This is a genomic window from Pseudomonadota bacterium, assembly GCA_018817425.1.
Lineage (GTDB): Bacteria > Desulfobacterota > Desulfobacteria > Desulfobacterales > RPRI01 > RPRI01.
In genome coordinates this window covers 1-22,237 of sequence record JAHITX010000093.1, presented here as the reverse complement: position 1 = coordinate 22,237, position 22,237 = coordinate 1, and the positions used below count along the sequence as shown (strand labels likewise).

The window sequence follows — 22,237 nt, the reverse complement described above, 5'->3', positions numbered from 1 at the left end:
ACTTCTCATAAGATTTTACCGCATCCTGTTTTCACAACTATTATACGACCGTTCTGATAGGTATCACCTGTTTTCTTGCTCTATCAGTACCGTTAGTATATTTGATAATATCGGCTTGTATGCCATATAATGTTTCAATCTTATCTTCATGCAATACCTTTGCAGGTGGGCCTGTTTCAATGAACCGAGTATCTTTTAGCATAGCGACATTAATAGGTATATCATTGTTTTCGAAGAAAAAAGAATGATTGGGAAAATGCGTTGCCATTATTACCGATATCCCTTTATCCTGCACAAGCCGGGCTATGGTTTCAAGTACTGTCAGTTCATTCTTAAAATCAAGATGGGCCGTTGGCTCATCCATGATTACAAGCGGCGCATTTTGGGCCAGCGCTCTTGCAATCATGACCAATTGGCCTTCCCCGCCGCTAAGACGTGTATATGGCCTTGTTTTTAAATGTGAAATACCAACAGTATCTAATGCCGATTCGGAAATCCGTCTGTCCATTCTGTTAGGTGCAGAAAACAAACCGGTGTAAGCAGCCCGGCCCATCATAACAATTTCCAATACTGTATAAGGAAATGTTCTCTCGTGGCTTTGAGGAATATAGGAAATTAATCTGGCGAGATTGCCGGGAGTTATCTCCGAGATGGACTTGCCGGAAACTATAATACTGCCTGATTTCAGGCGTTGAAATCCAAGAATGCAATCAAGAAGAGTTGTTTTTCCGCAGCCATTAGGACCAAGCAAACAAAAAACTTCTCCTTTATCAACACTAAAGCTGATATCACTTAATATCTGCTGATGGCCATACGAAAAGCCTACCTGTTCAACCGACAAAAGAGGCGACACCATCACCAGCCACCTCCTTTTGTCTTTTTTAAAAGATATACAAAAAACGGGCCGCCGATAATAGCGGTTAAAATACCAAGCGGAATTTCAGATCCCGTCAATATTCTTCCCAAATTATCGACTAAAATCAAAAAAGACGCACCTAAAGAGAAGCTGACCGGAATCAGTATACGGTTATCGTTTCCAACCAGCATACGGCCTATATGAGGAATTACCAATCCGATCCATCCTATAATGCCACTGACTGAAACTGCCCCTGCCGTAGCAAGGCTCGCACAGATAATTACAATTGCCTTTGATAGCCGTACGTTTATGCCCAGTGAGTGTGCTTCCTTATCTCCCATCGAAAGCACATTAATACGCCAGCTGATACCATAAAGACCCGCAAACCCTATCAAAATGGGAATAATCGCCACTTGAATTTCTTTATAACCCACATTGGCTAAAGAGCCCATCAGCCAAAAAACAATAGCGGGAAGTTGTTCATAAGGATCTGCAACAAACTTGGCAAAAGAAATCAAAGCGGAAAATACTGATGCCACAATTACTCCACCCAGCACCAGCATGATACTGGGAGTCGATTGATACACCCTGCCTATCATACAGCTTAGCATAACAGCCAGAATACCGAAACCAAGGGCAAACGGATAGACGGCTGCTAACGAATGAAACAAAAGAATGGCAAGCGTTGCTCCGAAACCGGCACCGGCGCTGACTCCCAAAATACCGGAGCTAACCAGAGGATTTTTGAAAAGCCCCTGGAAAGCCGCGCCGCTTACAGCAAGAGAGCCCCCCACCAACGCCCCCAAAACAGCTCTCGGCAAACGGATATCCCAAACCACACCATATTGAATATCCGTTACCGAAATATGAAAAGACTCAAATCTGCTCAACAATATTTTCAACACATCAGATAAAGGTAAAGGATACCTTCCGATGCATAGTGATAAACAGATGCATATAACCGGCAAAGCAATAAACAGTAACGCCGATGCTATATTTTTTTTAGAAGCTATATTCTATTCCTCCATAAAAAGTCCGGCCTTTTTGCGGGAGGCTATAAGCTTCCTCATAATCTAAGTCTGTAACGTTTTCCACACCAATATATGCTTTAAGGCGGTTATTTAAGAAAGACTGGTCAAATTTTAAATTAACCAGTGTAATATCATTTAGCTTCCGCTGCCGATACGGCGTGTTTTTACTGTAAAAATACTGATTGGCGTAATGCATGACAGATGTATAGGCTGAAAGACCGCAGGGAAAAGTATATTGACTTTCAAACGTCAGCTTATGTTCAGGCCTGTATTGCAATTCGTCTTTGCCGGTATTGTCGGATTTGTCTTCAGTATCCATATACGTATAACCGGCTCTTAGCATCAGATTATTAATATAGCGGGTTTCAGCAACAAATTCGATTCCCTGAAAACAATATTTTTCATTGTTTTCAAAAATATCCGTTGCATCAACTTTTTCAATATAATTTTTAACATCTATATAAAACCCTGTTAGCGAAACCGAGGTGCGTTCAAAAATATTCCGTTCTATTCCCAACTCATAATTATTTGATCGTTCAGGCTCTAAATCCGGATTACCGGTATCTTCCTCATAAAGCTGACGAATGGAAGGAAACCTGATTTTGCGCGCATATGACCCTTTGATGCGGGTATTTTCAAACACATCATAATGGATGCCCGCCAAATAACTGTTTTTATCATCAGTGCCGCCGGAATCTTTATTAAACCAGTGATGGCTGTAACCAAACACCAAGCCGAGCTTATCAAACGGAGACACTTCATATTCAAGAGCAGTTGAATGGATATTTATGTTATAGTCTTCGTCTAATTCTTGGATATTGTTTTTGTTATCCCGAACAATTCCATTTGAATCAAAAGATTGTTTTTCTGTACTTAAAGCCAATGTAATAAGACCGATCTTTTTCAAATCGGCAACAGTTTGAACAGTGCCGCCGTATGTTTTAGTAAGATTGCTTATAAAATAAGTATTCTTGCTGGTTATGGTATCATATAGATTATCATCATACCGGTTTTCATCCTCATCCATACGGTTGAAAAACATCCATCCGCGAACCCCAAAAGGCCCTTGTGAATTGTAACTCATGGAAAGTTGCCCGGAAAAGCCCTCATAATCTTCGATTCTTTCATATTTCGGGTTAGAGGTAAAGTCGTCCGATGCTATGGTACCAGGCGGTTTCCCAAATTCACCTTTAGTCGTATTGGCAACCAGCCCGATTTTTAAATTGTCATTCGGGGCATAACCAAGGTTGGCAAAAAGACTGTTTTGCTTTCTATCGCTGTTTTCTCTAAGCTCTCCATTTTCATAAATAGTATCATCAAAATCATCCGACAACCTGAAACCTTCGCTGTTCTGTGCGCTACCACTGATGAAACCATTGAATTTATCTTTTGCACCCGATATTGCAAATCTTGCTATATGATTTTCACGCTCGCCTGTTTCAAGCTTAATATTACCCTGAACGCCTTCGGTGCCTTTTTTTGTAATGATGTTTATAACACCACCCAGCGCGCCCTGTCCGTATAGCACCGAACTGTTACCATAGGAAACCTTGATTTTAGCTATGTTTTCCACAGGAATTATAGCCGGATCAAACTGACCGTCAAATGCGGAATTGAAAGGTATTCCATTCAACAGCAGCAACACATGCCTTGACCGAAATCCTCTTAAATCAACACGCGGTATTCCATCGTTTCCGGTACGTATGCTCACACCAGGCAGCAACCTTAAAGCCTGATCTAATGTACGCGCATTCTGCATTTCTATATCTTTAGCGGTAATTTCCCGAACTGTACCAATTGATTCCACCCCAACAGTTTTACCCGAAACAATAACTTCACCTAAAGAATATGCCGCCGTTTGATCACCAATTGATTCTGAAAATGCTTTATATGGAAAACAAAAACATATTCCAATTACCATAAAAACAACAACTCTTATTAACCCCTTAACCATTCCTCTTCTCCTTTTACCTAAGCAATCGCATATACCTTGTATATTTTGATCTCTGGTTTTCTGATTTCCCGTTTTTTCTTATATAACTCGCCTTCCAGAACAATATTTTCTGACACAATAAATTTCAATTATTTCAATATTATGACATTGATGTCATATGTTATATTTCGTAACCTTTTGCCCTATTTCATATACAGATTAATTTTGTCAATACTTAATCAACCTATAATAGATATTTCTAACTATAAATAACCTTCTAATCTCTCAATGAGGATTTCAGAAAACACAACAAATATTATTGTAAATGATGCAGGTTTGATATAAGCCTTCTTTAGAAAAGATATAACAAAAAGGTTTTCAATGTACGCTTTGCATAAATATAGATGACAATTAAGAAAAAAATTTCCGAGTTTGTTGAAAAAATAAAAAATCTCGATGGTGATCCGCACTATATTGCTATGGGAATGTCTATCGGGGTATTTATCGGCATTACTCCGACTTTTCCGTTTCATACCGCTCTTGCGATAATGCTTGCATATATAATGCGCGCAAGCAAGGCAGCCGCAGCGCTTGGAGTCTGGTTAGGGAATCCTCTTACAATGCCTTTTTTTTATTTTACAAGCTATAAGACCGGACAGATTATTTATGGAACATCTTTTCCTTTTGACATAAAATATACAACATTTACCGAACTGCTGGAATTAGGGTCTGATGCAACTATTGCCCTCATGACCGGAGGAGTGCTGATAGGAATACCGCCTGCTATAGCAGCATATTTTATTACCAGCCATATAACAAAAAAAGTGCACTCCGCTAAAAAACTGAAAGAAAACATTTCATGACTTCTCCAAGATCATTACTTTCTGCATGGAACCTTTCTCCCAAAAAACAATTCGGGCAAAATTTTCTTTCCGATCCATCAACAGCAGAAATGATAGTTCTACGCTCAAAAATATTACCCGAAGATATCATTCTTGAAATAGGAGCTGGTCTCGGAGCTCTCACGTTGCCTCTGGCAGCCTCTGCTGCAAAGGTATATTCAGTTGAAAAAGACAATGGCCTGATCCCGCTCTTAGAAAATGAACTTCTATCAAAATCTGTTGATAATGTTGAAATATTAAATGAAAATATACTTAAACTTGATATACATGGACTTGCAGCAAGACATGATAAGAAAATTATTGTAATAGGAAATCTCCCATACAATATCTCTTCCCAAATACTTATAAAACTTATAAAAGAACGAAGCAGTATAAGTCGTGCCATATTGATGTTCCAGAAAGAACTTGCCGGAAGAATCTGCGGGAAACCCGGCAATAAAGATTACGGAAGAATTTCGGTTATGCTGAAATATTGTGCGGATTCATCTGTAATCGCTGATATAAAAGCCTCTCTTTTTTTCCCAAAGCCAAAAATAGACTCCCAGATGCTTGAGATCAGATTCAGGGAACATCCGGAATTTTTGGTAGATGACGAACAATTCTTTTTTAATGTTATCAAAGCTGCCTTCGGGAAAAGACGCAAAACCCTTAAAAATTCACTTTCGTCAAGTGAACTTAAAATTAATGCACAAACCGCAGAATCAGCATTAAACAGTGTAGGAATAGATCCTATAAGACGCGCGGAAACCCTGACAATAGAAGAGTTTGTAAAACTTGGAAATGCCATTTACCAAGGCTTTATCAGATGATGGTCTCACAAAACGTGCTATAAAAATTTTAAAAAAAACACAACCACAACCCTTCCCTTAAGTCTTATTCGGTTCAACCAGGAAAAACCGGTTGACAACCAATTGATTTTTTTGTATAATTTAAACAAGTTTTTTCGGGTTTTTATAAATGAGAAGCATATGGCGATCACTCTCGCGTTTGATGATGTAGAAGAAGGATTGACCCGCGCAAAGAAATCCGGGTTCAGAATATTCGCATTCTCGAATGGCAGCGCCGATGCCGTGGAAACATTGCTGAAAAAGGAGCCATGCAATAAGCCGTTATGATCAATCATACTAAGCAAATTATGGGCAGGTTAGAGGAGCTGAGCAATAGCGATATCGCAGCTCATTCGCAACGATTTTTTAAAACCGGCAAGGGAGAATATGGGGAAGGAGACAAGTTTTTGGGGATTCGTGTTCCGGCTATAAGAAAATGCGTAAGAGAATACCGGGATATATCTTTGGATGATACCCTCGATATTTTAAAATCTCCTTTCCATGAAGCCAGACTGCTTGCATTATTGATACTGGTCGCAAAATATTCTTCCGAAAATAATAGTTCTGAAAAAGTGTTAATATATCATTCTTACCTGAATCACACAAAATTCATAAACAGCTGGGATCTTGTTGACTCTACGGCAGAGCATATTGTAGGCGCTCATTTATTCATTAGAGAAAGAAAGCCTATTTACAGACTCGTGCGTTCCAAGGATCTCTGGGAACGAAGAATCAGCATTATATCCACTTTTCATTTCATCAAAAGAAATGACTTCTTCGATACTTTGGCAATTGCAGAAATATTATTAAATGACCGGGAAGATTTGATTCACAAGGCCGTAGGATGGATGTTGCGTGAAGTCGGCAAACGAAATAAAGACAGCGAAGAAAGATTTTTGGATAAATACTATAATAAAATGCCGCGCACCATGTTACGCTATGCTATTGAGAAATTACCTGAACCCGAAAGGATAGGATATTTACATGGAACCAGATAAATTTTCCGGCAAAATCGATACGAAAGTCGGAATAAAGCCATCTCTGCATCATCAGCGCTCTTCTTTTGTTATGAAACTGATCATATCCATAGCTATCCTTTTTCTACTATCCAATGTTGCATTTGCAAATGAATCCGCCTTTAAACGTCCTGAAACCTGGGCTCAGCCTCTTGTGATAGAAGGTGTCCCAAATCTTCACAAAGTAAGCAATAATTTATACAGGAGCGCCCAGCCCACAGCCCAAGGCATGAAGAATTTAAACAAAATGGGAATTAAAACAGTCGTGAATCTCCGCTCCTTCCATTCGGATAGGGACAAAATCGGAAAAACGGGGTTAAAATATGAGCACATCTATATGCAAGCCTGGCATCCGGAAAAAAAAGAAATCGTCCGTTTTTTACAGATCGTCACAAACCCTAAGAATACCCCTGTACTGGTACATTGCCTGCACGGCGCAGATCGTACAGGAACCATGAGTGCTATATATAGAATTGCAATCCAGTGCTGGACTAAGGATGAGGCTATTTCTGAAATGACAAAAGGGGGTTTTAACTTCCATACAGTGTTTAGTAATCTTCCCGAATGGATTCAAAAACTCGATATTGAATCCATCAAAAAAGAGGCTGGAATTAAACATAGCACGAATCATCAAGATTCATGAGATATATTTTCATTTCATTATTTCATGGATGGCAAATCGTAGTTGGATAAGTCTTTTATATACGATTCAAAATTATTTTCATCTAAAAAGCGGGATATTATTTGGCTGACCACATCGGCTGTTTCAATCCGATAGTATCCTTTTTCATTTCGTCCGATGATCTTTTTCGCCGTATCAACGATGGTTTCAAGAGAACTTATAGAAAGCTCAATGTTTGCATTGATATTGATGGTATTTTTTTCCGTCATGGTTTTATGATTTCCTTAAATATATTTATAAAAACACCGGACTCATATCATTTCCAACAGAATCGGTCAAGATTTGATGAATTAGTATACAGACAATCGCATTGGAGCTGGTGTTCCGAAGTTATAATAAAATAATTAACGGTTATATAAATCTCCATATATTATGTAATGTCTCGAAAAGCTTCTTTCCAAGTATGGTAATGACAACTTCCTGGGAGAAATGGATCTAATATTTTCATTGAAATAGTAGATTTCTAACACAAATCATGGTAATGAATTATAAAAATCAAAAGGTTTGATAACAAATTTAGTTCCGTTTTGAATAACGCCAGTCCATAAATTTCAAAAAATGTATGTATAGATGAACTTATTAATATGGCACATAAGAGCCAAAAGCCGGCTTGACCCCCATGTGATCTTTTTATGTTGGAACCTTACATACAGCATTTCTTGTATTTTTTCCCGCTTCCGCAGGGACAAAGTTCGTTTCTGCCGACTTTTTCACTCTTTGGCTGCCGGGCAGGAGTAAAGTTTTTTGCCCTGCAGTTCCAATAAATAGCTTTTAGTTTTTTATGGCGTGCGGATAGGCTTGAATATAAATCCGGGTTCTGTTGCTCAATGAGGGATCTGATTTTTTTCAATGGGAGAGTGTCGGACGATCTTTCTTCGAATTCCCATTCTTTTTTTGCGTAGATAACTTTCAGCGTGCAAAAATCTTCCAATCTACTGTGTTCTTTATTTATATATTTAAGATCAAGAAAAGTATCCGTACAGGTACAGTCAGGTAAAAGACAAAACTGATCGAAAATCAGACACTCCATTCCGTCGATATGAACCAACATCTGGTCTGCATAAGGAAGAATATCATTATATGCGTACATCAGCCCTTCCATTTCCACTCCCGGATAATCAAAGTACGCATCTATGGCGTTGATATCTGCATTTTCGGTAATTCGATTTTTGTAAACAAAATGTTGTTCAGCCAGTATATTAAAATCCACAGTCTCAAGCTGTGAAAAGAAAATATTGGCAAATGCCAGGTCTCTTTCGTGGGTTTTGCTTTTCGCATCTTTCTGAAGTTTCTTTTCAGGCAGATCAATATCTATATAACGGGAGGGGACGGACTTTTTTACTGTGTCAGCTATCGGCGTAAGGGCAACTTGAACAGAACCGCAGGTACACACAGGGTTGTCACATGAAAAAAAATCACACATGTAGGTTTCGGAACAGTTATCTCTTATGATGGTGGCTCTTATTTCTCTTAAAGAGTTATCTTTTGCAAATACCATTATTGTTTCCTTATATTTATTTCTGTATAGCAGTCATTTTCCAGTTCAGTGATGAAATCATCCGCCTGCTCCAGGGTCTGGTTTAACAGGTCATCTATCTCTTGCATGCTGTTCATTACCCCCAGTCGTTTTTTCTGCATATGCAGAGGATACAATATCCGGTTCCGTTTATCCGGTTTCGTGTTTAGCTGTTCAAGCAGTCCTGACAAGTGGTCAATCATTGTATTGATTCTGTATGATGCTGTCCTGCGGAAATTATTAATCTTTTCTTTAAGGATACGGTCATTCAGCTCCCGGACCTTTGACAGTAGCAACTTTGCTTTATTAATTCTGTCATATGGGAAAGCGGAGGTCAGGATCTGGTTTAATTGTTCATGTGCATGCAATATTTCCGGGAAATTTCGAATCTCGGCAAGACTTTCATCAAAGTCACCCATTGATTGTATCAAATTTTCCCAGAAAAAAACATGTTCTGAATAAAAAACAGACAGCATTTTTATATCCTGGGCTATTTCAAAAAGGGTGTCCGAGTGGTTACAGCAATTGGAAAGCAGGGAATATGAATCTTTTTTAGACAACAACAGGTTTAATGACTGTTGATGTTTACTGACAAGCTCCTTGCCGGGGTAAAAAGGTTTTTGAGCTTTTCCAGCAAAAAAGATCAACAGTTTTTCCCAATGATGCAAAACCGAAAACAAAGACAAGGCCAATTGGTATTGATCATTTCCGTATTCCTGATTATCATCGTTCGAAATTGTCCGATAAATTGAAGCTGCTTCTTGGAATACGGAGGGTCTGACTTTTTTGTTTGTGATCAGCTCCACAGCATTTTTAGGTGATTGCAGAAGATGAAGTTTTGCCTCAAATGGAGACAGCATGCGGTTGTTCCATAGGAAATGAATTTTCAGTTCAAGAGCAGCCCAGAAAACATGCTGCAATATGTCTGAGCAAGTCCATCCTGCCTGTTCCATATGTTCCACAAAGTGCTCAATGGAAAGCTGACCCTGGGCTTCCAGCATTGTTTTAATGCCTTCAACAATAAGATCCTGACGGCCCTCTGTATGATCTTCAAAACCGAACATCAATTGCCGTGGCCCTAATTCAACGGCTTTTATATCCTTAGTCTTTATCATTTTTAACCCGGATTGAAAATTAGCATATTGACAATGTCATCGTCAATTGAAAACCCTGATTGAGAACTTTTGAACATGCTACGGTTTCATCAGTAGCATGTTCCTTGTTGAGTTTTTGCCACAGCTCCGGCAGCAGAAGCATTCAGAGAACTATCTTGATCTTTTAGTTTAGTTCATTGATAGCACCATCTTTGTAACCATGGAAACATGTATGTGTTAAAGTGCTCCTGCCGAGGCTTTGGAAACTGCTGGCGTAGGATATACCGAGCGGTCTTTTGCAATTACGACTGCGGATATCCCGGCGCATAAAGAAGAGGGGATTACAAGACTTGATAAGCCAAGACGTGTTTTTGCAATATAGAATTTAATTCAATGTCTCTAAATTAAATTTTTCAGCATCTTCACAAGTACTATTCCAATAAAGAAAAAGGCAGCGTAAGCCCGCCGCACATCTTATGTACCAGTGAATTATTTTAAGAAATCCAATATTACAGACTTATCAAAGGTTTTTGAGAAGAAGGATATTCTGTGGTTATCGAAAGATATCTTTGAAAATCAGTTTCTTTGGCAAGTTTTATATATGATCATTTAATTTTAAATTTAAACCATGGTCTCTGCATTCTATGTTTATGGCAGGTAATGTTCTTTCAGGCTGACCATCCAATGGGGATTATTTCCAAGACGGACCAGTGGATTGGTGAATTGTTTTTGGTATAAGAATGCTGCATTATTTTTATTGACGAGTGCTTCTTTGTGTTATATTGGTTTAAAAAAAGCCTTAATAGAGATTTTTTCAACCGATTTATGAACTATAACTACTCAACAAAATTTGTGCGTAAGCTGACTGGGGCTACGGAAAACCAATTTAAATATTGGGTCAAGCTACATGTTATCACACCTATACGTATTGGAAAAACCCATTATTATTCGTTTAGAGATATCGTTAAATTACGGGTTTTAGTCCAGTTGAGGCGGAATGGATTGAGTCTTCAGAAAGTAAGAAAGGGTATTGATAATTTATCTAGTATACTACCAAATACTGAAGATCACATGACCCGATTGATGATTCATACGGACGGTATCGATATGATCGTTGTTGAAAAAGGTAATTATTACAGTGCAATTACAAGACAGCAGTACTTTACATTTGATACCGGCAAAATCGAATCGGAAATGATCAAGCTGCAAAAAACGGAATGCGATTATTTAAAGAAAGAAAATATTGGCGGGCTTGAAAAAGAAATTCATAAAACCGTTGAAGCTTGAATTCATAAGGAATCAGAAATGTCATTATCTGACGTTCATACACAGGAATTCCCATATAGGCCGCTAAGTCAAAATGCCCGCAATGCGGTTTTCGGTGTTCTAAAAGAATACGATTTTACACCTGGAACGATGATCAAGGAAGAATATCCATTTCTTGGCATCGATAAACGGGAATTTAAAGCAAACGCAATTGCCTTTACCCACGAAACACACCGAACACCTGATTATACTGGTTTTTCTGTTTTCAATACCACGGATGAAAGAGATGAGCGCAAGCTCGTTACGATTCTTGCTCGTTCCGCCGCACCCTTTCATTTCATTCATAAGGACAAGAAAAAGAATTTTTCGTTTTGGTTTACCAATGTCAACGATAGAAAAGCAGGAAAATTAGAGTCCATAAAAATCGAATCCGATGTCAGCTATGGCAATCTATCCAGTGCTCTGCGTCAATATTCAGAGGATTTAAACCGCAGCCATATTATCAATGTTAAACAGGGGATAGAGGAATTTACCCATTCACGTTTCAAAGAATTCGGTCATTTTCAGCTATCACTTTGGGCTATCGATGTAACCGGCGAATCATTAGTGAAACATTTTGGGCACGCGGTAAACAATCTGGCAAGGTATCGGGATTCAAAAAGCGGAAGACCCATACCCAATAAAGATGTAACAGATATTGCCATACAGCTTTTAGGCGCTGTAATACTAGCGGATAACGGAACGCTGGGACGGGATATTCAGAACAATAAACCAGGGATTGAAGAACTTATAGCTGCAGCAAGGCGCAAATTTCCAAACTATTTCAATACACAGCTCCTCAGTCAATGGGAAAAAGCGGCCGATTTGACTTATCATAATTTAACGGAATTGTGTTACTCAGGTTTTTCACCGGAAATGCTTACAAGTCTCTACAGAGAGGCTTATCCTGACAAAGAAGACAGAAAAGCATTAGGCCGCTATGACACCCCGCTTTACCTTACCCGCCGTATCTGGAAAACCATCCCTGTGGAATTTTTACCTCCCGAAAAAAGGGTAGTGGCGGATATGACCTGTGGTTGGGGTAGTTTCCTCATCGCCGGATTCGAACGGATGTCGCGTATGATCGATATGAGAGAGAAATCACTCCGAGAATTAATAACCGGAAATGACATGGATAATTTTACGGCACGTTTGTCCGGTTTGGGATTACTCATTTCAACATCCGAAGACAGTTGGGATATAGAGAGCCACGATTCGGAAGAATGGATGGCAAAGAAATATGGTCAAACAGGTCCTGGTATCATAGTTGGGAATCCACCTTTCGCCGGAGATCGAAAAACAATTAAAGGAGAGACGCACAGACATCAAAAGGCAGACAAATTCATGGAATGTGCAATCAAATACCTTACACCTGGCGGATATATGGCCATGATCATGCCTCAATCCTTTACTATTTCAGAGGCGTCCCCAAATCTTCGCAAAATGCTTTTGCACAACTGTGACGTACAGGAGATATGGGAACTGCCCGATGGGCTTTTTCCTGATGCAACAGTCAGAACAGCTGTCCTTTTTGCTCGAAAGAAAGAGCGTTCGTCTCAAAGTGTTTTCCCCGTTAGAACCCGAACACTGCAAAAAAACACGATAGGAAGGTTTGAAGAATCTGGAACTTTTACAAGATCGACATACTTTTCCGACCAGGCTCGTTGGGATGAGAATTCCAGTAAGTCATCAGACTCCGTGAATACACATATAATGGATTTTAAATTTATTCTGCTGGAATCATCTTGGGATAGAATAGAATCATGTTGCACAAAGTTCGAAAACATTGCTGAAATCATTTCTGGCGCAATAGTCGGTAAAAACCCGAAAAATAAAAGTTGGCGAGACTATCCGTATCCAGAGGAAGTGAATTGGCTTACGGGTGCAAAAAATGTAATAAAAGATTCTTTTAACCTTGTTTATGATTCAGAAGTTACCATAGTTTATCCAAATGATTTGGAAAAACCGCGTAAAAATAAAAATCCAAAAAGAGATAAAGAACATCTTCTTAAAGGAAAAAAAATATTGCTATCTTCTAATACTGATCCAAGCTGGGGCAAACGTGTGAAAGTAGCAATTGAGAGAAGGGGATATTATGTATCGGACAGTTTTATAGTTATTGCACCAAAATCAGAGATGGAAAAGAGACATATTACTCATGAGGTTGTTGCCGCGGTAATGAATTGGAAGATCAGTAATGCCTGGATCGTTGAACATCTTAAACATCCTAAAATACCGATGCGCGCTGTGCAAAGTATACCTTTTCCGACCCTGAGCAAGAAAGATTGTGAGATTTTAAATAAGGCGGTACTTGAAATAGAAGAGTCCATAGTTAAAAATGGGAAACCATCCGATGATGCATATTCAAAAATAGATAACGTATTAAAGGATGCATACAGACTCAGCGATGAAGAATATGAGCGGGTAACATCCATATATGAATGGGACACAAAGCCAAAGATTACTATAGATAAATTACCAGATGTGGATGCTAACTGGAAAACGACCGGTGTGGTAGACAGTATCGATATCGATAACGGTACAATAACTCTCTGGATAAGTGATTTTGATGAATTGCAAACCGTACCGATTTCGCCATCTATGCCGGGATGGCTGTTGCGGCCGGAAACTGCATTCCGGACAAACATTCCGCGGGAAAGTCTGAGAAAACGTAGTCTTGGGAATGCTTATTTGGAAAAATTCAGTCCTCAGGATTATACATATTTAAGTGAAGAAGAGATATTCCGGAAATTGGAAAAAGTCCTTTCGTAACGAGAAATCCCAAATCTTATGATAAAAAAAACAACGGTAAGAGTCGCTTTTATTGATGTCGGACAAGGAGATACGATTGTCGTATCCGTTCCTGAAACACATGAAGCAGTAATTATCGATTGTATCGATGCCGAAGCGGTTATAAGCTATCTTGAAAAATATGATATTCGTCATGTACGAGGATTGATCCTAACTCATTTGCACCTTGATCATTGCAAAGGAATGATGGGTTTTATTGCCAATGCCAAAAGTCAGCTTAATTTGATTTGTGAGCGCGTGTTTTTCTGCCATCCATATGTTAATGAAAAAATCTGGCAACGACTTCAAAATGATGGAGATGGCCATTCTGATATTTCTCCAGACGAAACTTCCAGAAAACGGCGATTCAAGGATATTCGCATAGAAATCCTCAAATGGGCTCAGTCGCATCGCGATCGTTTCAAAAGGCTGACGAAACAGGTGGATATAAGTAGTCTCCCGCTTCCTGGAATTATCGAACTGGTTCACCCTTGGGAAGTGGATATTGATGGGCTCATAGGAAAAAGTCTGAATGATATTTCCGCTGTTCTGAAAATAAATGGAAATGGAACGAGTGCAATTCTAACCGGTGATTTAGAACCCGCTGGTTGGAATTGCTTGAGGAAAAACAAAACCGAAATATCCGGCGATGTATTGAAGTTCCCACACCATGGCGCATGGAAAGACAGTAACCCAGAAGATTTATTGAATACAATATCTCCGTCTGTGGTTGTTGTTTCAGTCGGGACCGATGGGGATAGATACAATCATCCAAACCCGCATGTCTTTAAAACACTAAATAATCATCCTGACATCCGTGTTCTATGTACTCAGGCTACAAGCCAATGCATAGGGGAAATTGATTTAAAACAAAAAAACTTGATCAAGCGGTTTAAACAATACTGTAGTGAAACGGACGCGTTTTTTGTCGAGCAAAAAGGGTGTCCATGTGCTGGAACCATTATTATAGAACTTGGAGACTCGCTTAAAATTCTTCAGCCGAACATTGAATTTCATAAAGATCAAATAATCAAATCATATTTCCACACTCCAAAGTGCTGCTGATTGTACAGCGTTTTTCCTGAAGAAGAACACAAATTATGATACGCTTGCCAAAGAACCTGATTCCAGCAGTTCATTTATTTAGATATTTTTTACATAATCCAGCTTCACCCAAACCTTTGATAAGAAGAATGTATGAGGGAGTTGCTTTGATCTTGGTGTGCTTTTTATTTTGTGAATTTCTTCCTTCCTGAAAGCAATAGATTGCACATTCTCATTAAACTTGTAGATTTCAAACGGAAATCATGATAAATAAAACTCGAAGTTAACCTTAAAAAAGAAACTACCATTATTGAACAGTTTCCTTCTAAGACCATAAAATGAATATTGAACAAGTTTGATATACAGTTATATCATATATATCTTAATAACTTATATTTGGATATTTAATATTCTGAATTTCCGTTACTAAACAGAAACTATTCAATAACTTGTTGGCGGCGTTGACCCCAGACGGTGCCAATGGCCTGGGTCAACGCCGCATTCTGCACATAGGAGAAAAGAATCATGTCAAAACTTTGCCCAGTCTGTGGTTCTGCGATAGAAGATGTTGCGAGTATGAATTCAAGGCAATTCCGTTGTACATTATGCGGCGAATTCATTCTTTCATCTATTCTTGTCACTTTTCTTCCAAAGACACTGATAAATAACAAGGACGGAAGCAACAAGATCAGCCATGCAATCAGGACCATGCAGCAGAACAACGTGGTTCCAGAAATTAACCCCCATACCGTGGATGAGATTCTTAAACGTCCATTGCCAACGCCAAGGGAACAGGCCGATCTTTTCATACGTTGGCTTGCTGAGAATATCGAAGGGCCAGGTGAAACAGTATTAATCACACCGGCAACCCATCGTTCAATAATAGGTGCCAAGACCGATGAAGGATTCGGGCTTGTCCTTAAACACCTGTTTAAGGCTGATCTTGTTAATGGATATCTGAACGATGACGCCATGAGCGAACCAATTACAGCGGATATTACCCTCTCTTTTGATGGCTGGAATTATTACGAAGAGTTGTGCCGTGGTGGAGCAACCTATAAAAAGGGGTTCATAGCCATGAAGTTTGGCGATCCACTTCTTGATCAACTCTTGGCCGAAATTCTGAAACCATGTGCCAAACAGGCTGGTTTCGAACTTCTTCGACTTGATGACACACCGAAAGCTGGTCTTATCGACGATAGGTTAAGGGTTGAGATTCAATCATCGGATTTTCTAGTAGCAGACTTAACTCACGACAATCCTGGGGCTTACTGGGAAGCTGGATATGCAGAAGGGCTAGGCAAACCAGTAATTTATATCTGTGAAAAAGACAAATTTGATACTACCAAAACCCATTTTGACACCAATCACCATCTTACTATCATGTGGGATAAAGACAACTTACCGAAAGCTGGACAAGATTTAAAAGCAACCATTAGAGCAACCCTACCTCACTTAGCTAAACAGGAGAACGATATTGCATAAACATCGACTGCATACGGACTGCCAAGGCCGTATCTCCGTGCAAACTTGGCAGCCCACAACTTGGCCTTGGCAGCCGGTGAGCCGGGTTAGACTTTTCAAAAAAACCTATTAAAAGGAGGATCAATACAATGTATGTTGTGTCAGTCATAAATTACAAAGGCGGTGTTGGCAAAACTACCACAACAGCAAATCTATCTGCGGAACTTTCGTGGAGGGGATACAATGTCCTTATGATTGACCTTGATCCTCAAGCGAGCTTAACCTTTTCATTCATAAAACCTGAAGAATGGAAGAAACATTTTTCAACCTTAAAAACAATTAAATATTGGTTTGATTCTTTTTCAGACGGTTCTCCTTCGAATTTGACCGACCTAATTTTTTCACCGAAAAATGTATCCACAAAATTGAGTGGCAAAGGAAAACTTGATTTAATTCCATCACATCTGGGTTTGATTAATGTTGATTTGGAATTAGCAACTGAATTAGGTGGGGCAAGCCTAAAACAAAGTAAAAAAAATTTTTTGAGGGTCCATAAAAGATTAACAAATGGTATTCGGCAGATAGATGATGAAAAATATGATCTCATACTAATAGATTGTCCCCCTAATTTTAATGTTGTGACAAAGACAGCAATTGTAGCAAGTGATAATATTTTAATACCCGCCAAGCCAGACTATCTTTCTACATTAGGAATAGATTATTTGAAGCGTAGTTTAGATCAGTTAGTATCTGATTTCAACGAATATGTGGATATAGCAGATGATGAACCAGATGAAAAAATTGATCCTGAAATACTAGGAGTTGTTTTTACAATGATTCAAATAAATAATGGCAAACCAATTTCTGCCCTTCGTCCATATATTAGTCAGACAAAAAAGTTGGGCATACCAGTGTTTGATGAGTATATTAGAGAAAATAAAACAATTTTTTCGGATGCGCCACAGTATGGGGTTCCTGTTGTTCTTAATAACTATTCTGCTGGAACTTATGCTGATGTGGTTAAAGAAATTGAAAAATTTGTTACAGAATTTATTGATAAATCGGGAATATGAGGTTTTTATGAAAAAGAGTAAAAACACTATTAGCAAGATATTTGATATCCTCGCTAAAGAATTGGAAAAATTTAGCGAAGTAGAACTTGCTGATATATCGTCCGGTAAAGCTACAATAAAAGTTGATATTATTAAAAATAAATCAACTTCTGAAAAATCTATACCCTCCGATATTGATTATTTAAAAGTAAAATCAGATCTAAATTCATTTCAAAGCCGCGAAAAAGGTTTAGAATATCTAAACCAGCATTGTAAAACAAAAAAAGAACTGACAGCACTATCAAAAATCGTTGATATCCATGTCCAAAAATCAGATAAAATTGATCAACTAAAGGAAAAAATTATAGAATCAACTATCGGCTTCAAACTTCGCTCTGCTGCAATACAAAATAAATCAATAGGAGAGGAACAGTAAGTCTTATTTGGAACTGAGTTTATGAAACTAATTGAGATCAAAATACAAAACTTCCGTGGCATCCGCTCGCTACATCTGCCACTTGACAACCTGACGGTGCTCATCGGGGAAAACAACACCGGTAAATCAACGGTGCTGGAGGCATTGAGGCTTGTGCTGACGCGCGGTTTCGGCGTACGCCATGATGGCCGTTTCACAGAATACGATTTTCATCTGAAAGACTCTACTGCAACACCCCAAACCGCTGAGCCCATTTCCATCATTTTGCATTTCGCCGAGGAACAAGTAGATGAATGGCCAGATACAATCTCCCAGCAACTGGATGAAGTGATCCAGTTAGATATGGGAAATGGCCTGAACCATATCAGGTTGCAGGCGAATGGGAATTACGAAGCGGAATCAGGATCGTTTGAAACCAAATGGGCATTCTTAGATAATAATGGTGCGGAACTACATCTCAAAAACGCAACCCCACTCAATCTGGTTTCACGTTTTGTGCCACTCTTTTTTCTTTCCGCAATTCGTAATGCCTCCCAGGAGTTCGGACCACGTGGTCAATTCTGGAGCGGTTTTCTGAAATCCATTCAATTGCCAGACGAACAGCGCGAAAGGATAGAGGAAATGCTTCAGGAAGTTAACGCTTCCGTAATTGGCGCGAACGAGGGATTGACTGAAGTCACAAACAGAATCGCCGATGCCAAGCTGCTTGTCCCACTGGATTCAGATAATCCTGTGGTTTTAGAGGCAATCCCAACCCGTGTCTTCGACATGGTCGGGAAAATCCAGGTTCATTTGAAGTCGTGTTACGGAGCAAAGCTCCCCTTACACCGACATGGAGAAGGAACGCAGAGCCTTGCTGTATTAATGCTCTTTCAAGCCTTCACAGTCGCCAATCTGGCTGAAGCTTATGCACCAGAATCTTCCCCTCTGCTGGCTTTGGAAGAACCTGAAGCTCATCTGCATCCTTCAGCTATTCGGTCGTTAGGATCATTTTTAAAGGAGATGACCGGACAAATTCTCGTGACGAGCCATTCAGGAGACCTAATATCGAGGGTTCCGGTTACCGCGCTACGTAGGCTGCATAAGAATAATGGGGAAACAAAAATTGGCCGTGCTGCGGACGGTACGTTTTCAGAACGAGAGCTTCAGGCTATTAACTACAATATCTGCCTTTCCAAAGGACACTATTTGTTTTCTCGCTGCTGGCTTCTTGTAGAAGGCGAATCGGATTATCACCTTTTACCGTTACTGTTTGACATAATGGGACATTCCCAAGATCAAGTCAGCTTCTCCATTTTGGAAATAAGCCAAGCTATTGAAAAAGGTGAGCCGTTGATCAAATTCGCCAAGGCACTAGGTGTTCAGTGGTTCTTAATGGCGGACGGAGACCCGGCTGGAACTGATTATGTTAACCGTGCAAACAACCATCTTGCGGCAGGGGAAAGCCTCGCCGACAGAGCACGGACTTTGGCTCATCACGATATTGAACATGAATTCTGGCACAATGGGTATCAAGCGTTTATCGAAAGCATGGTATCACAAACCCGTAAAGGCCAGATTCCAACTGAAGCGGGGGGCGATGCCGCAAAAGTAACGAAGCTCATGATAAAGGCGGCCATCAAAAATGCTGGAGGCAAACCGGCTTTTGCTCAGGTATTGGCGACTGAAGTCAAGCAACGCGGAGTCGGAGCTATCCCCCAAACAATCAAGGACATCATTTCCCGTGTCGTCCAACTGGCCGGAGACTAATAGCAATGATTGATCTGTCCACGCTTAACGAAAACCAGCGAGAGGCTGTACTATGGGACAATGGGCCTCTCCTTGTATTGGCCGGTCCTGGCTCGGGTAAAACTCGGGTTCTGACTAATCGTATCGCTCGAATTCTAGAGGAATCCGCAGGTCAGCATTTTCGAATTTTGGCGCTTACTTTCACCAACAAGGCCGCAGCTGAGATGCGTGGCAGGGTTGAAAAACTGGTACCAAAAGAATTTGCCCGTGTGCGCCTCACAACCTTCCATTCTTATACGGCTGAGTTGCTCCAGCAGCATGGCAACCATCTCGACTTTCGCCCAGACTTTCAGATTCTATCAAACGACGCCGACCGAGAAGCGTTGCTTGATGATGTTCTTGGGCAGCTCAAAAAAGACTTGGCCTACTCGTTCCCTGATCATTTCAAGGCCGGTCAGCTCCTGCCCGCAGTCACACGGCTTCTTGAACAGTGCGTTCCAATAGATAAGGCGGAAGTAATGCTTCAGCAGGCCAACGTAGATAATGCCATTCCATTGGCTCGGGTCTATACCGCTTACAGAGAAGCATTGCGAAGGACTAATTCCCTCGATTTTCCAAGTCTGATAGCTGAGTCGCTCGACCTTCTTGGAAAATACCCATTCCTCGTCAAACATATCCGAAAGGTTTTTAAGCACATACTTGTTGATGAATTTCAAGACACCAACCATTCCCAATATCGGATTCTTTCACATATAGCGCAGCCCGACCCGTCTACGTTGTTTGTCGTGGCTGATGATGATCAGATTATTTACCAATGGAATGGCGCTAGCCCCAAAAGAATACAGGCGTTGCGCGATGATTTTGGTGTCTCTGAGTTGCAGCTACCGGAAAACTACCGCTGCCCACCGCTTGTCATCGAATTGGCCAACGCGCTGATTGAAAAAAATCTCAACAGATCCGCTGGCAAAAAGCCTTTGAAAGCGGTCAAGCAGGGTGAAAGCGGCGATATCGTGCGGGTGTTCCGTTTCAACTCGGTAGATGAGGAAGCCGGGTGGATCGCGCAAGACATATCACAAAGGAACACCGAAGAGTGTAAAGACAGCGTAGTACTCGCACGGACAAAAAAGCTTCTGGACTTGGCCGGACGAAAACTTGAGGAAGCCGGGATTCCTGTTTATTACGCTGCCCGCAAGAATGAATTCAAAAGCGCTCCCTTGAGGATGCTGCACGCCATACTTCGTTTGGTGAACTCAACGGAAGACAAGCAGTCGCTCGCACGGCTTTCCAAGGCGTTTTATGAACTGGATGGCATCAGCATTGAGCTGGCACCGGTCCTTTCCCGCGCATCTGCGGACGGAATTGCCTTACTACGTTCCTGGCTTGACGAAGTGAAGCGCCGCGAGGTTTTGGAAAAAGAAACGCGGCGACTGCTCGAAACCGACATCAAACCGCTTCTTAACTCGCTGAATTATAGAGACTTCGCAGACAAACTTTTGAAATGGGCGGTAGCCTGCCAGCAAACATCGCGACCGGATGAGAACGCCTTCAACGAATTCGAGGAGGAACGAGAGGTCTGGAATATGCTTTTGGCCGAAATAACAAAAAAATTCGAGGGCGAGGATATAAGCTTGCACCAGTTGCTTCATGAACTCGATCTAACCTCCAAGACACCACCGAAACCGCCCGAAGCGATCCCTTGTTTCACTATCCACGCATCAAAAGGGATGGAATTCGGGCATGTCTATCTCATGGGCCTAGTAGAGGATCAGCTTCCAAGTTGGGCCGCAGTCAAGAAAGGCGACAAATCCCTTGAAATGCAAGAGGAGCGTCGGAACTGCTTCGTTGCGATTACGCGCGCCCAAGAAAGCCTGACCCTGACTTTCTCGGCACAGGTTTTTGGATGGTCGAAGCAGCCTTCTAGATTCCTTGGCGAAATGGGGATAGAGCTATAAGCAAACCTGATCTATGCAGGAAAAAAGCGTATAACAAATCGCTGCACTGGATTTTTACTCCGCTACGCTTCGCAAAATCCAGTGAGCTCAGTTTTACTTTCTTTCCATCCGTAATAAACATTTTTCAAATAATCCGATAGTATTTCTTTGTAGGTGAAGACAGCGATTCTGGCGGTTTTACGATCTTGAAAAATATTAATTCTGTTTTTTTATGTAATCCTTCCTGAAATGTAGTATGTGGCAGTTTTTATAAACCTACATCAATTCAATCGGAAATGAATACTGATAAACGCAATCGGAAATTTGAATGTTAACGGAATGCTTGTTTCCAGTAATAATGATAAAAGTAAAATGGGATTAAATACCAGACTGCCCTGCATCTAAAGCCCTTGAGAATCCTGAGGGCATGTTTACCGTGCCACTTTAACTGGCACTGCAAGCATCCAAAATTGCAGTTTTTTACTGGCGTTTGTTATTCTTACAACGTAAATAGACTGCTTCCGTGTGCTCTCTTTTAGATCGCAGACTCATGATTATCCATCCTTGGGAAGTTGGTAATCGATATCATCTGATCATGAGCTAACGATCATTTACAATAACCCTTTGGGT

The 22,237-nt window shown here is 40.3% G+C and carries 18 protein-coding genes and 1 pseudogene; 13 read left to right on the top strand and 6 right to left on the bottom strand.

What is annotated here, in order from left to right; all coding sequences use genetic code 11:
- Window positions 1-40 precede the first annotated feature (40 nt).
- Genes KKC46_15760 through KKC46_15750 form a run of 3 tightly spaced genes read right to left on the bottom strand, consistent with a single transcriptional unit; the run spans window position 41 to window position 3,841 of the window.
- Window positions 41-856: an ABC transporter ATP-binding protein gene (locus KKC46_15760; protein ID MBU1055258.1), complete on the bottom strand. Its 816-nt coding sequence runs from the start codon at window positions 854-856 to the stop codon at window positions 41-43.
- Window positions 856-1,869, bottom strand: a complete 1,014-nt coding sequence (locus KKC46_15755) for an iron ABC transporter permease (GenBank protein ID MBU1055257.1) — start codon at window positions 1,867-1,869, stop codon at window positions 856-858. Before KKC46_15755 ends, KKC46_15760 begins: the two co-directional genes overlap by 1 nt.
- Complete coding sequence (locus KKC46_15750) at window positions 1,859-3,841, bottom strand: TonB-dependent receptor (GenBank protein MBU1055256.1); 1,983 nt, start codon at window positions 3,839-3,841, stop codon at window positions 1,859-1,861. The genes KKC46_15755 and KKC46_15750 overlap by 11 nt, the downstream gene beginning before the upstream one ends.
- Before the next feature lie 383 nt (window positions 3,842-4,224).
- On the opposite strand from KKC46_15750, the gene KKC46_15745 reads away from it, so the two are divergent.
- The 5 genes from KKC46_15745 to KKC46_15725 all read left to right on the top strand — a co-directional run bounded on the left by KKC46_15745 (window position 4,225) and on the right by KKC46_15725 (window position 7,208).
- On the top strand, window positions 4,225-4,683 hold the full coding sequence (locus KKC46_15745) for a DUF2062 domain-containing protein (protein MBU1055255.1): 459 nt from the start codon (window positions 4,225-4,227) through the stop codon (window positions 4,681-4,683).
- Entirely contained in the window at window positions 4,680-5,531 is an 852-nt protein-coding gene (gene rsmA, locus KKC46_15740) for a ribosomal RNA small subunit methyltransferase A (GenBank protein MBU1055254.1), read from the top strand. The genes KKC46_15745 and rsmA overlap by 4 nt, the downstream gene beginning before the upstream one ends.
- Window positions 5,532-5,690: 159 nt before the next feature.
- Window positions 5,691-5,837, top strand: coding sequence for a hypothetical protein (locus KKC46_15735; protein ID MBU1055253.1), 147 nt, complete (start codon window positions 5,691-5,693; stop codon window positions 5,835-5,837).
- Window positions 5,834-6,547 carry a DNA alkylation repair protein gene (locus KKC46_15730; protein ID MBU1055252.1) on the top strand — a complete coding sequence of 238 codons (714 nt, stop codon included), beginning with the start codon at window positions 5,834-5,836 and terminating at the stop codon, window positions 6,545-6,547. Before KKC46_15735 ends, KKC46_15730 begins: the two co-directional genes overlap by 4 nt.
- Window positions 6,534-7,208, top strand: coding sequence for a tyrosine-protein phosphatase (locus tag KKC46_15725; GenBank protein MBU1055251.1), 675 nt, complete (start codon window positions 6,534-6,536; stop codon window positions 7,206-7,208). The genes KKC46_15730 and KKC46_15725 overlap by 14 nt, the downstream gene beginning before the upstream one ends.
- Window positions 7,209-7,225: 17 nt before the next feature.
- Here KKC46_15725 and KKC46_15720 read toward each other — a convergent pair whose 3' ends face one another.
- The 3 genes and pseudogenes from KKC46_15720 to KKC46_15710 form a co-directional block, all read right to left on the bottom strand.
- Complete coding sequence (locus KKC46_15720) at window positions 7,226-7,456, bottom strand: hypothetical protein (protein MBU1055250.1); 231 nt, start codon at window positions 7,454-7,456, stop codon at window positions 7,226-7,228.
- 434 nt (window positions 7,457-7,890) lie between these two features.
- Window positions 7,891-7,965: pseudogene (locus KKC46_15715) on the bottom strand (SEC-C domain-containing protein).
- Between the two features lie 779 nt (window positions 7,966-8,744).
- Window positions 8,745-9,878 (bottom strand): hypothetical protein, encoded by a 1,134-nt coding sequence (locus KKC46_15710; GenBank protein ID MBU1055249.1) that lies wholly within the window; start codon window positions 9,876-9,878, stop codon window positions 8,745-8,747.
- A gap of 831 nt (window positions 9,879-10,709) precedes the next feature.
- Between KKC46_15710 and KKC46_15705 the strand changes: the two genes are divergently transcribed.
- The 8 genes from KKC46_15705 (at window position 10,710) to KKC46_15670 (ending at window position 21,628) form a co-directional block, all read left to right on the top strand.
- A complete protein-coding gene (locus KKC46_15705; protein MBU1055248.1) occupies window positions 10,710-11,144 on the top strand; it encodes a MerR family transcriptional regulator in 435 nt (144 codons plus the stop codon).
- Between the two features lie 18 nt (window positions 11,145-11,162).
- On the top strand, window positions 11,163-13,934 hold the full coding sequence (locus KKC46_15700; GenBank protein ID MBU1055247.1) for an SAM-dependent methyltransferase: 2,772 nt from the start codon (window positions 11,163-11,165) through the stop codon (window positions 13,932-13,934).
- A gap of 18 nt (window positions 13,935-13,952) precedes the next feature.
- Window positions 13,953-15,017: an MBL fold metallo-hydrolase gene (locus tag KKC46_15695; GenBank protein MBU1055246.1), complete on the top strand. Its 1,065-nt coding sequence runs from the start codon at window positions 13,953-13,955 to the stop codon at window positions 15,015-15,017.
- Between the two features lie 504 nt (window positions 15,018-15,521).
- Window positions 15,522-16,481 carry a hypothetical protein gene (locus KKC46_15690; protein MBU1055245.1) on the top strand — a complete coding sequence of 320 codons (960 nt, stop codon included), beginning with the start codon at window positions 15,522-15,524 and terminating at the stop codon, window positions 16,479-16,481.
- A gap of 128 nt (window positions 16,482-16,609) precedes the next feature.
- On the top strand, window positions 16,610-17,533 hold the full coding sequence (locus KKC46_15685; protein ID MBU1055244.1) for a ParA family protein: 924 nt from the start codon (window positions 16,610-16,612) through the stop codon (window positions 17,531-17,533).
- 7 nt (window positions 17,534-17,540) lie between these two features.
- Window positions 17,541-17,948, top strand: a complete 408-nt coding sequence (locus KKC46_15680) for a hypothetical protein (GenBank protein MBU1055243.1) — start codon at window positions 17,541-17,543, stop codon at window positions 17,946-17,948.
- 21 nt (window positions 17,949-17,969) lie between these two features.
- On the top strand, window positions 17,970-19,697 hold the full coding sequence (locus KKC46_15675; GenBank protein MBU1055242.1) for a DUF2813 domain-containing protein: 1,728 nt from the start codon (window positions 17,970-17,972) through the stop codon (window positions 19,695-19,697).
- A gap of 5 nt (window positions 19,698-19,702) precedes the next feature.
- Window positions 19,703-21,628 carry an ATP-dependent helicase gene (locus KKC46_15670; GenBank protein MBU1055241.1) on the top strand — a complete coding sequence of 642 codons (1,926 nt, stop codon included), beginning with the start codon at window positions 19,703-19,705 and terminating at the stop codon, window positions 21,626-21,628.
- Window positions 21,629-22,237: the final 609 nt, after the last annotated feature.

Bases quoted from the DNA above. Each gene is read 5' to 3' on its own strand.
- KKC46_15700 (MBU1055247.1), top strand. From the start codon at position 11,163: ATGTCATTATCTGACGTTCATACACAGGAATTCCCATATAGGCCGCTA.
- KKC46_15675 (MBU1055242.1), top strand. From the start codon at position 17,970: ATGAAACTAATTGAGATCAAAATACAAAACTTCCGTGGCATCCGCTCG.
- KKC46_15695 (MBU1055246.1), top strand. From the start codon at position 13,953: ATGATAAAAAAAACAACGGTAAGAGTCGCTTTTATTGATGTCGGACAA.
- KKC46_15730 (MBU1055252.1), top strand. From the start codon at position 5,834: ATGATCAATCATACTAAGCAAATTATGGGCAGGTTAGAGGAGCTGAGC.
- KKC46_15725 (MBU1055251.1), top strand. From the start codon at position 6,534: ATGGAACCAGATAAATTTTCCGGCAAAATCGATACGAAAGTCGGAATA.
- KKC46_15680 (MBU1055243.1), top strand. From the start codon at position 17,541: ATGAAAAAGAGTAAAAACACTATTAGCAAGATATTTGATATCCTCGCT.
- rsmA (MBU1055254.1), top strand. From the start codon at position 4,680: ATGACTTCTCCAAGATCATTACTTTCTGCATGGAACCTTTCTCCCAAA.
- KKC46_15745 (MBU1055255.1), top strand. From the start codon at position 4,225: ATGACAATTAAGAAAAAAATTTCCGAGTTTGTTGAAAAAATAAAAAAT.
- KKC46_15690 (MBU1055245.1), top strand. From the start codon at position 15,522: ATGTCAAAACTTTGCCCAGTCTGTGGTTCTGCGATAGAAGATGTTGCG.
- KKC46_15720 (MBU1055250.1), bottom strand. From the start codon at position 7,456: ATGACGGAAAAAAATACCATCAATATCAATGCAAACATTGAGCTTTCT.
- KKC46_15750 (MBU1055256.1), bottom strand. From the start codon at position 3,841: ATGGTTAAGGGGTTAATAAGAGTTGTTGTTTTTATGGTAATTGGAATA.
- KKC46_15685 (MBU1055244.1), top strand. From the start codon at position 16,610: ATGTATGTTGTGTCAGTCATAAATTACAAAGGCGGTGTTGGCAAAACT.
- KKC46_15670 (MBU1055241.1), top strand. From the start codon at position 19,703: ATGATTGATCTGTCCACGCTTAACGAAAACCAGCGAGAGGCTGTACTA.
- KKC46_15760 (MBU1055258.1), bottom strand. From the start codon at position 856: ATGGTGTCGCCTCTTTTGTCGGTTGAACAGGTAGGCTTTTCGTATGGC.
- KKC46_15710 (MBU1055249.1), bottom strand. From the start codon at position 9,878: ATGATAAAGACTAAGGATATAAAAGCCGTTGAATTAGGGCCACGGCAA.
- KKC46_15735 (MBU1055253.1), top strand. From the start codon at position 5,691: ATGGCGATCACTCTCGCGTTTGATGATGTAGAAGAAGGATTGACCCGC.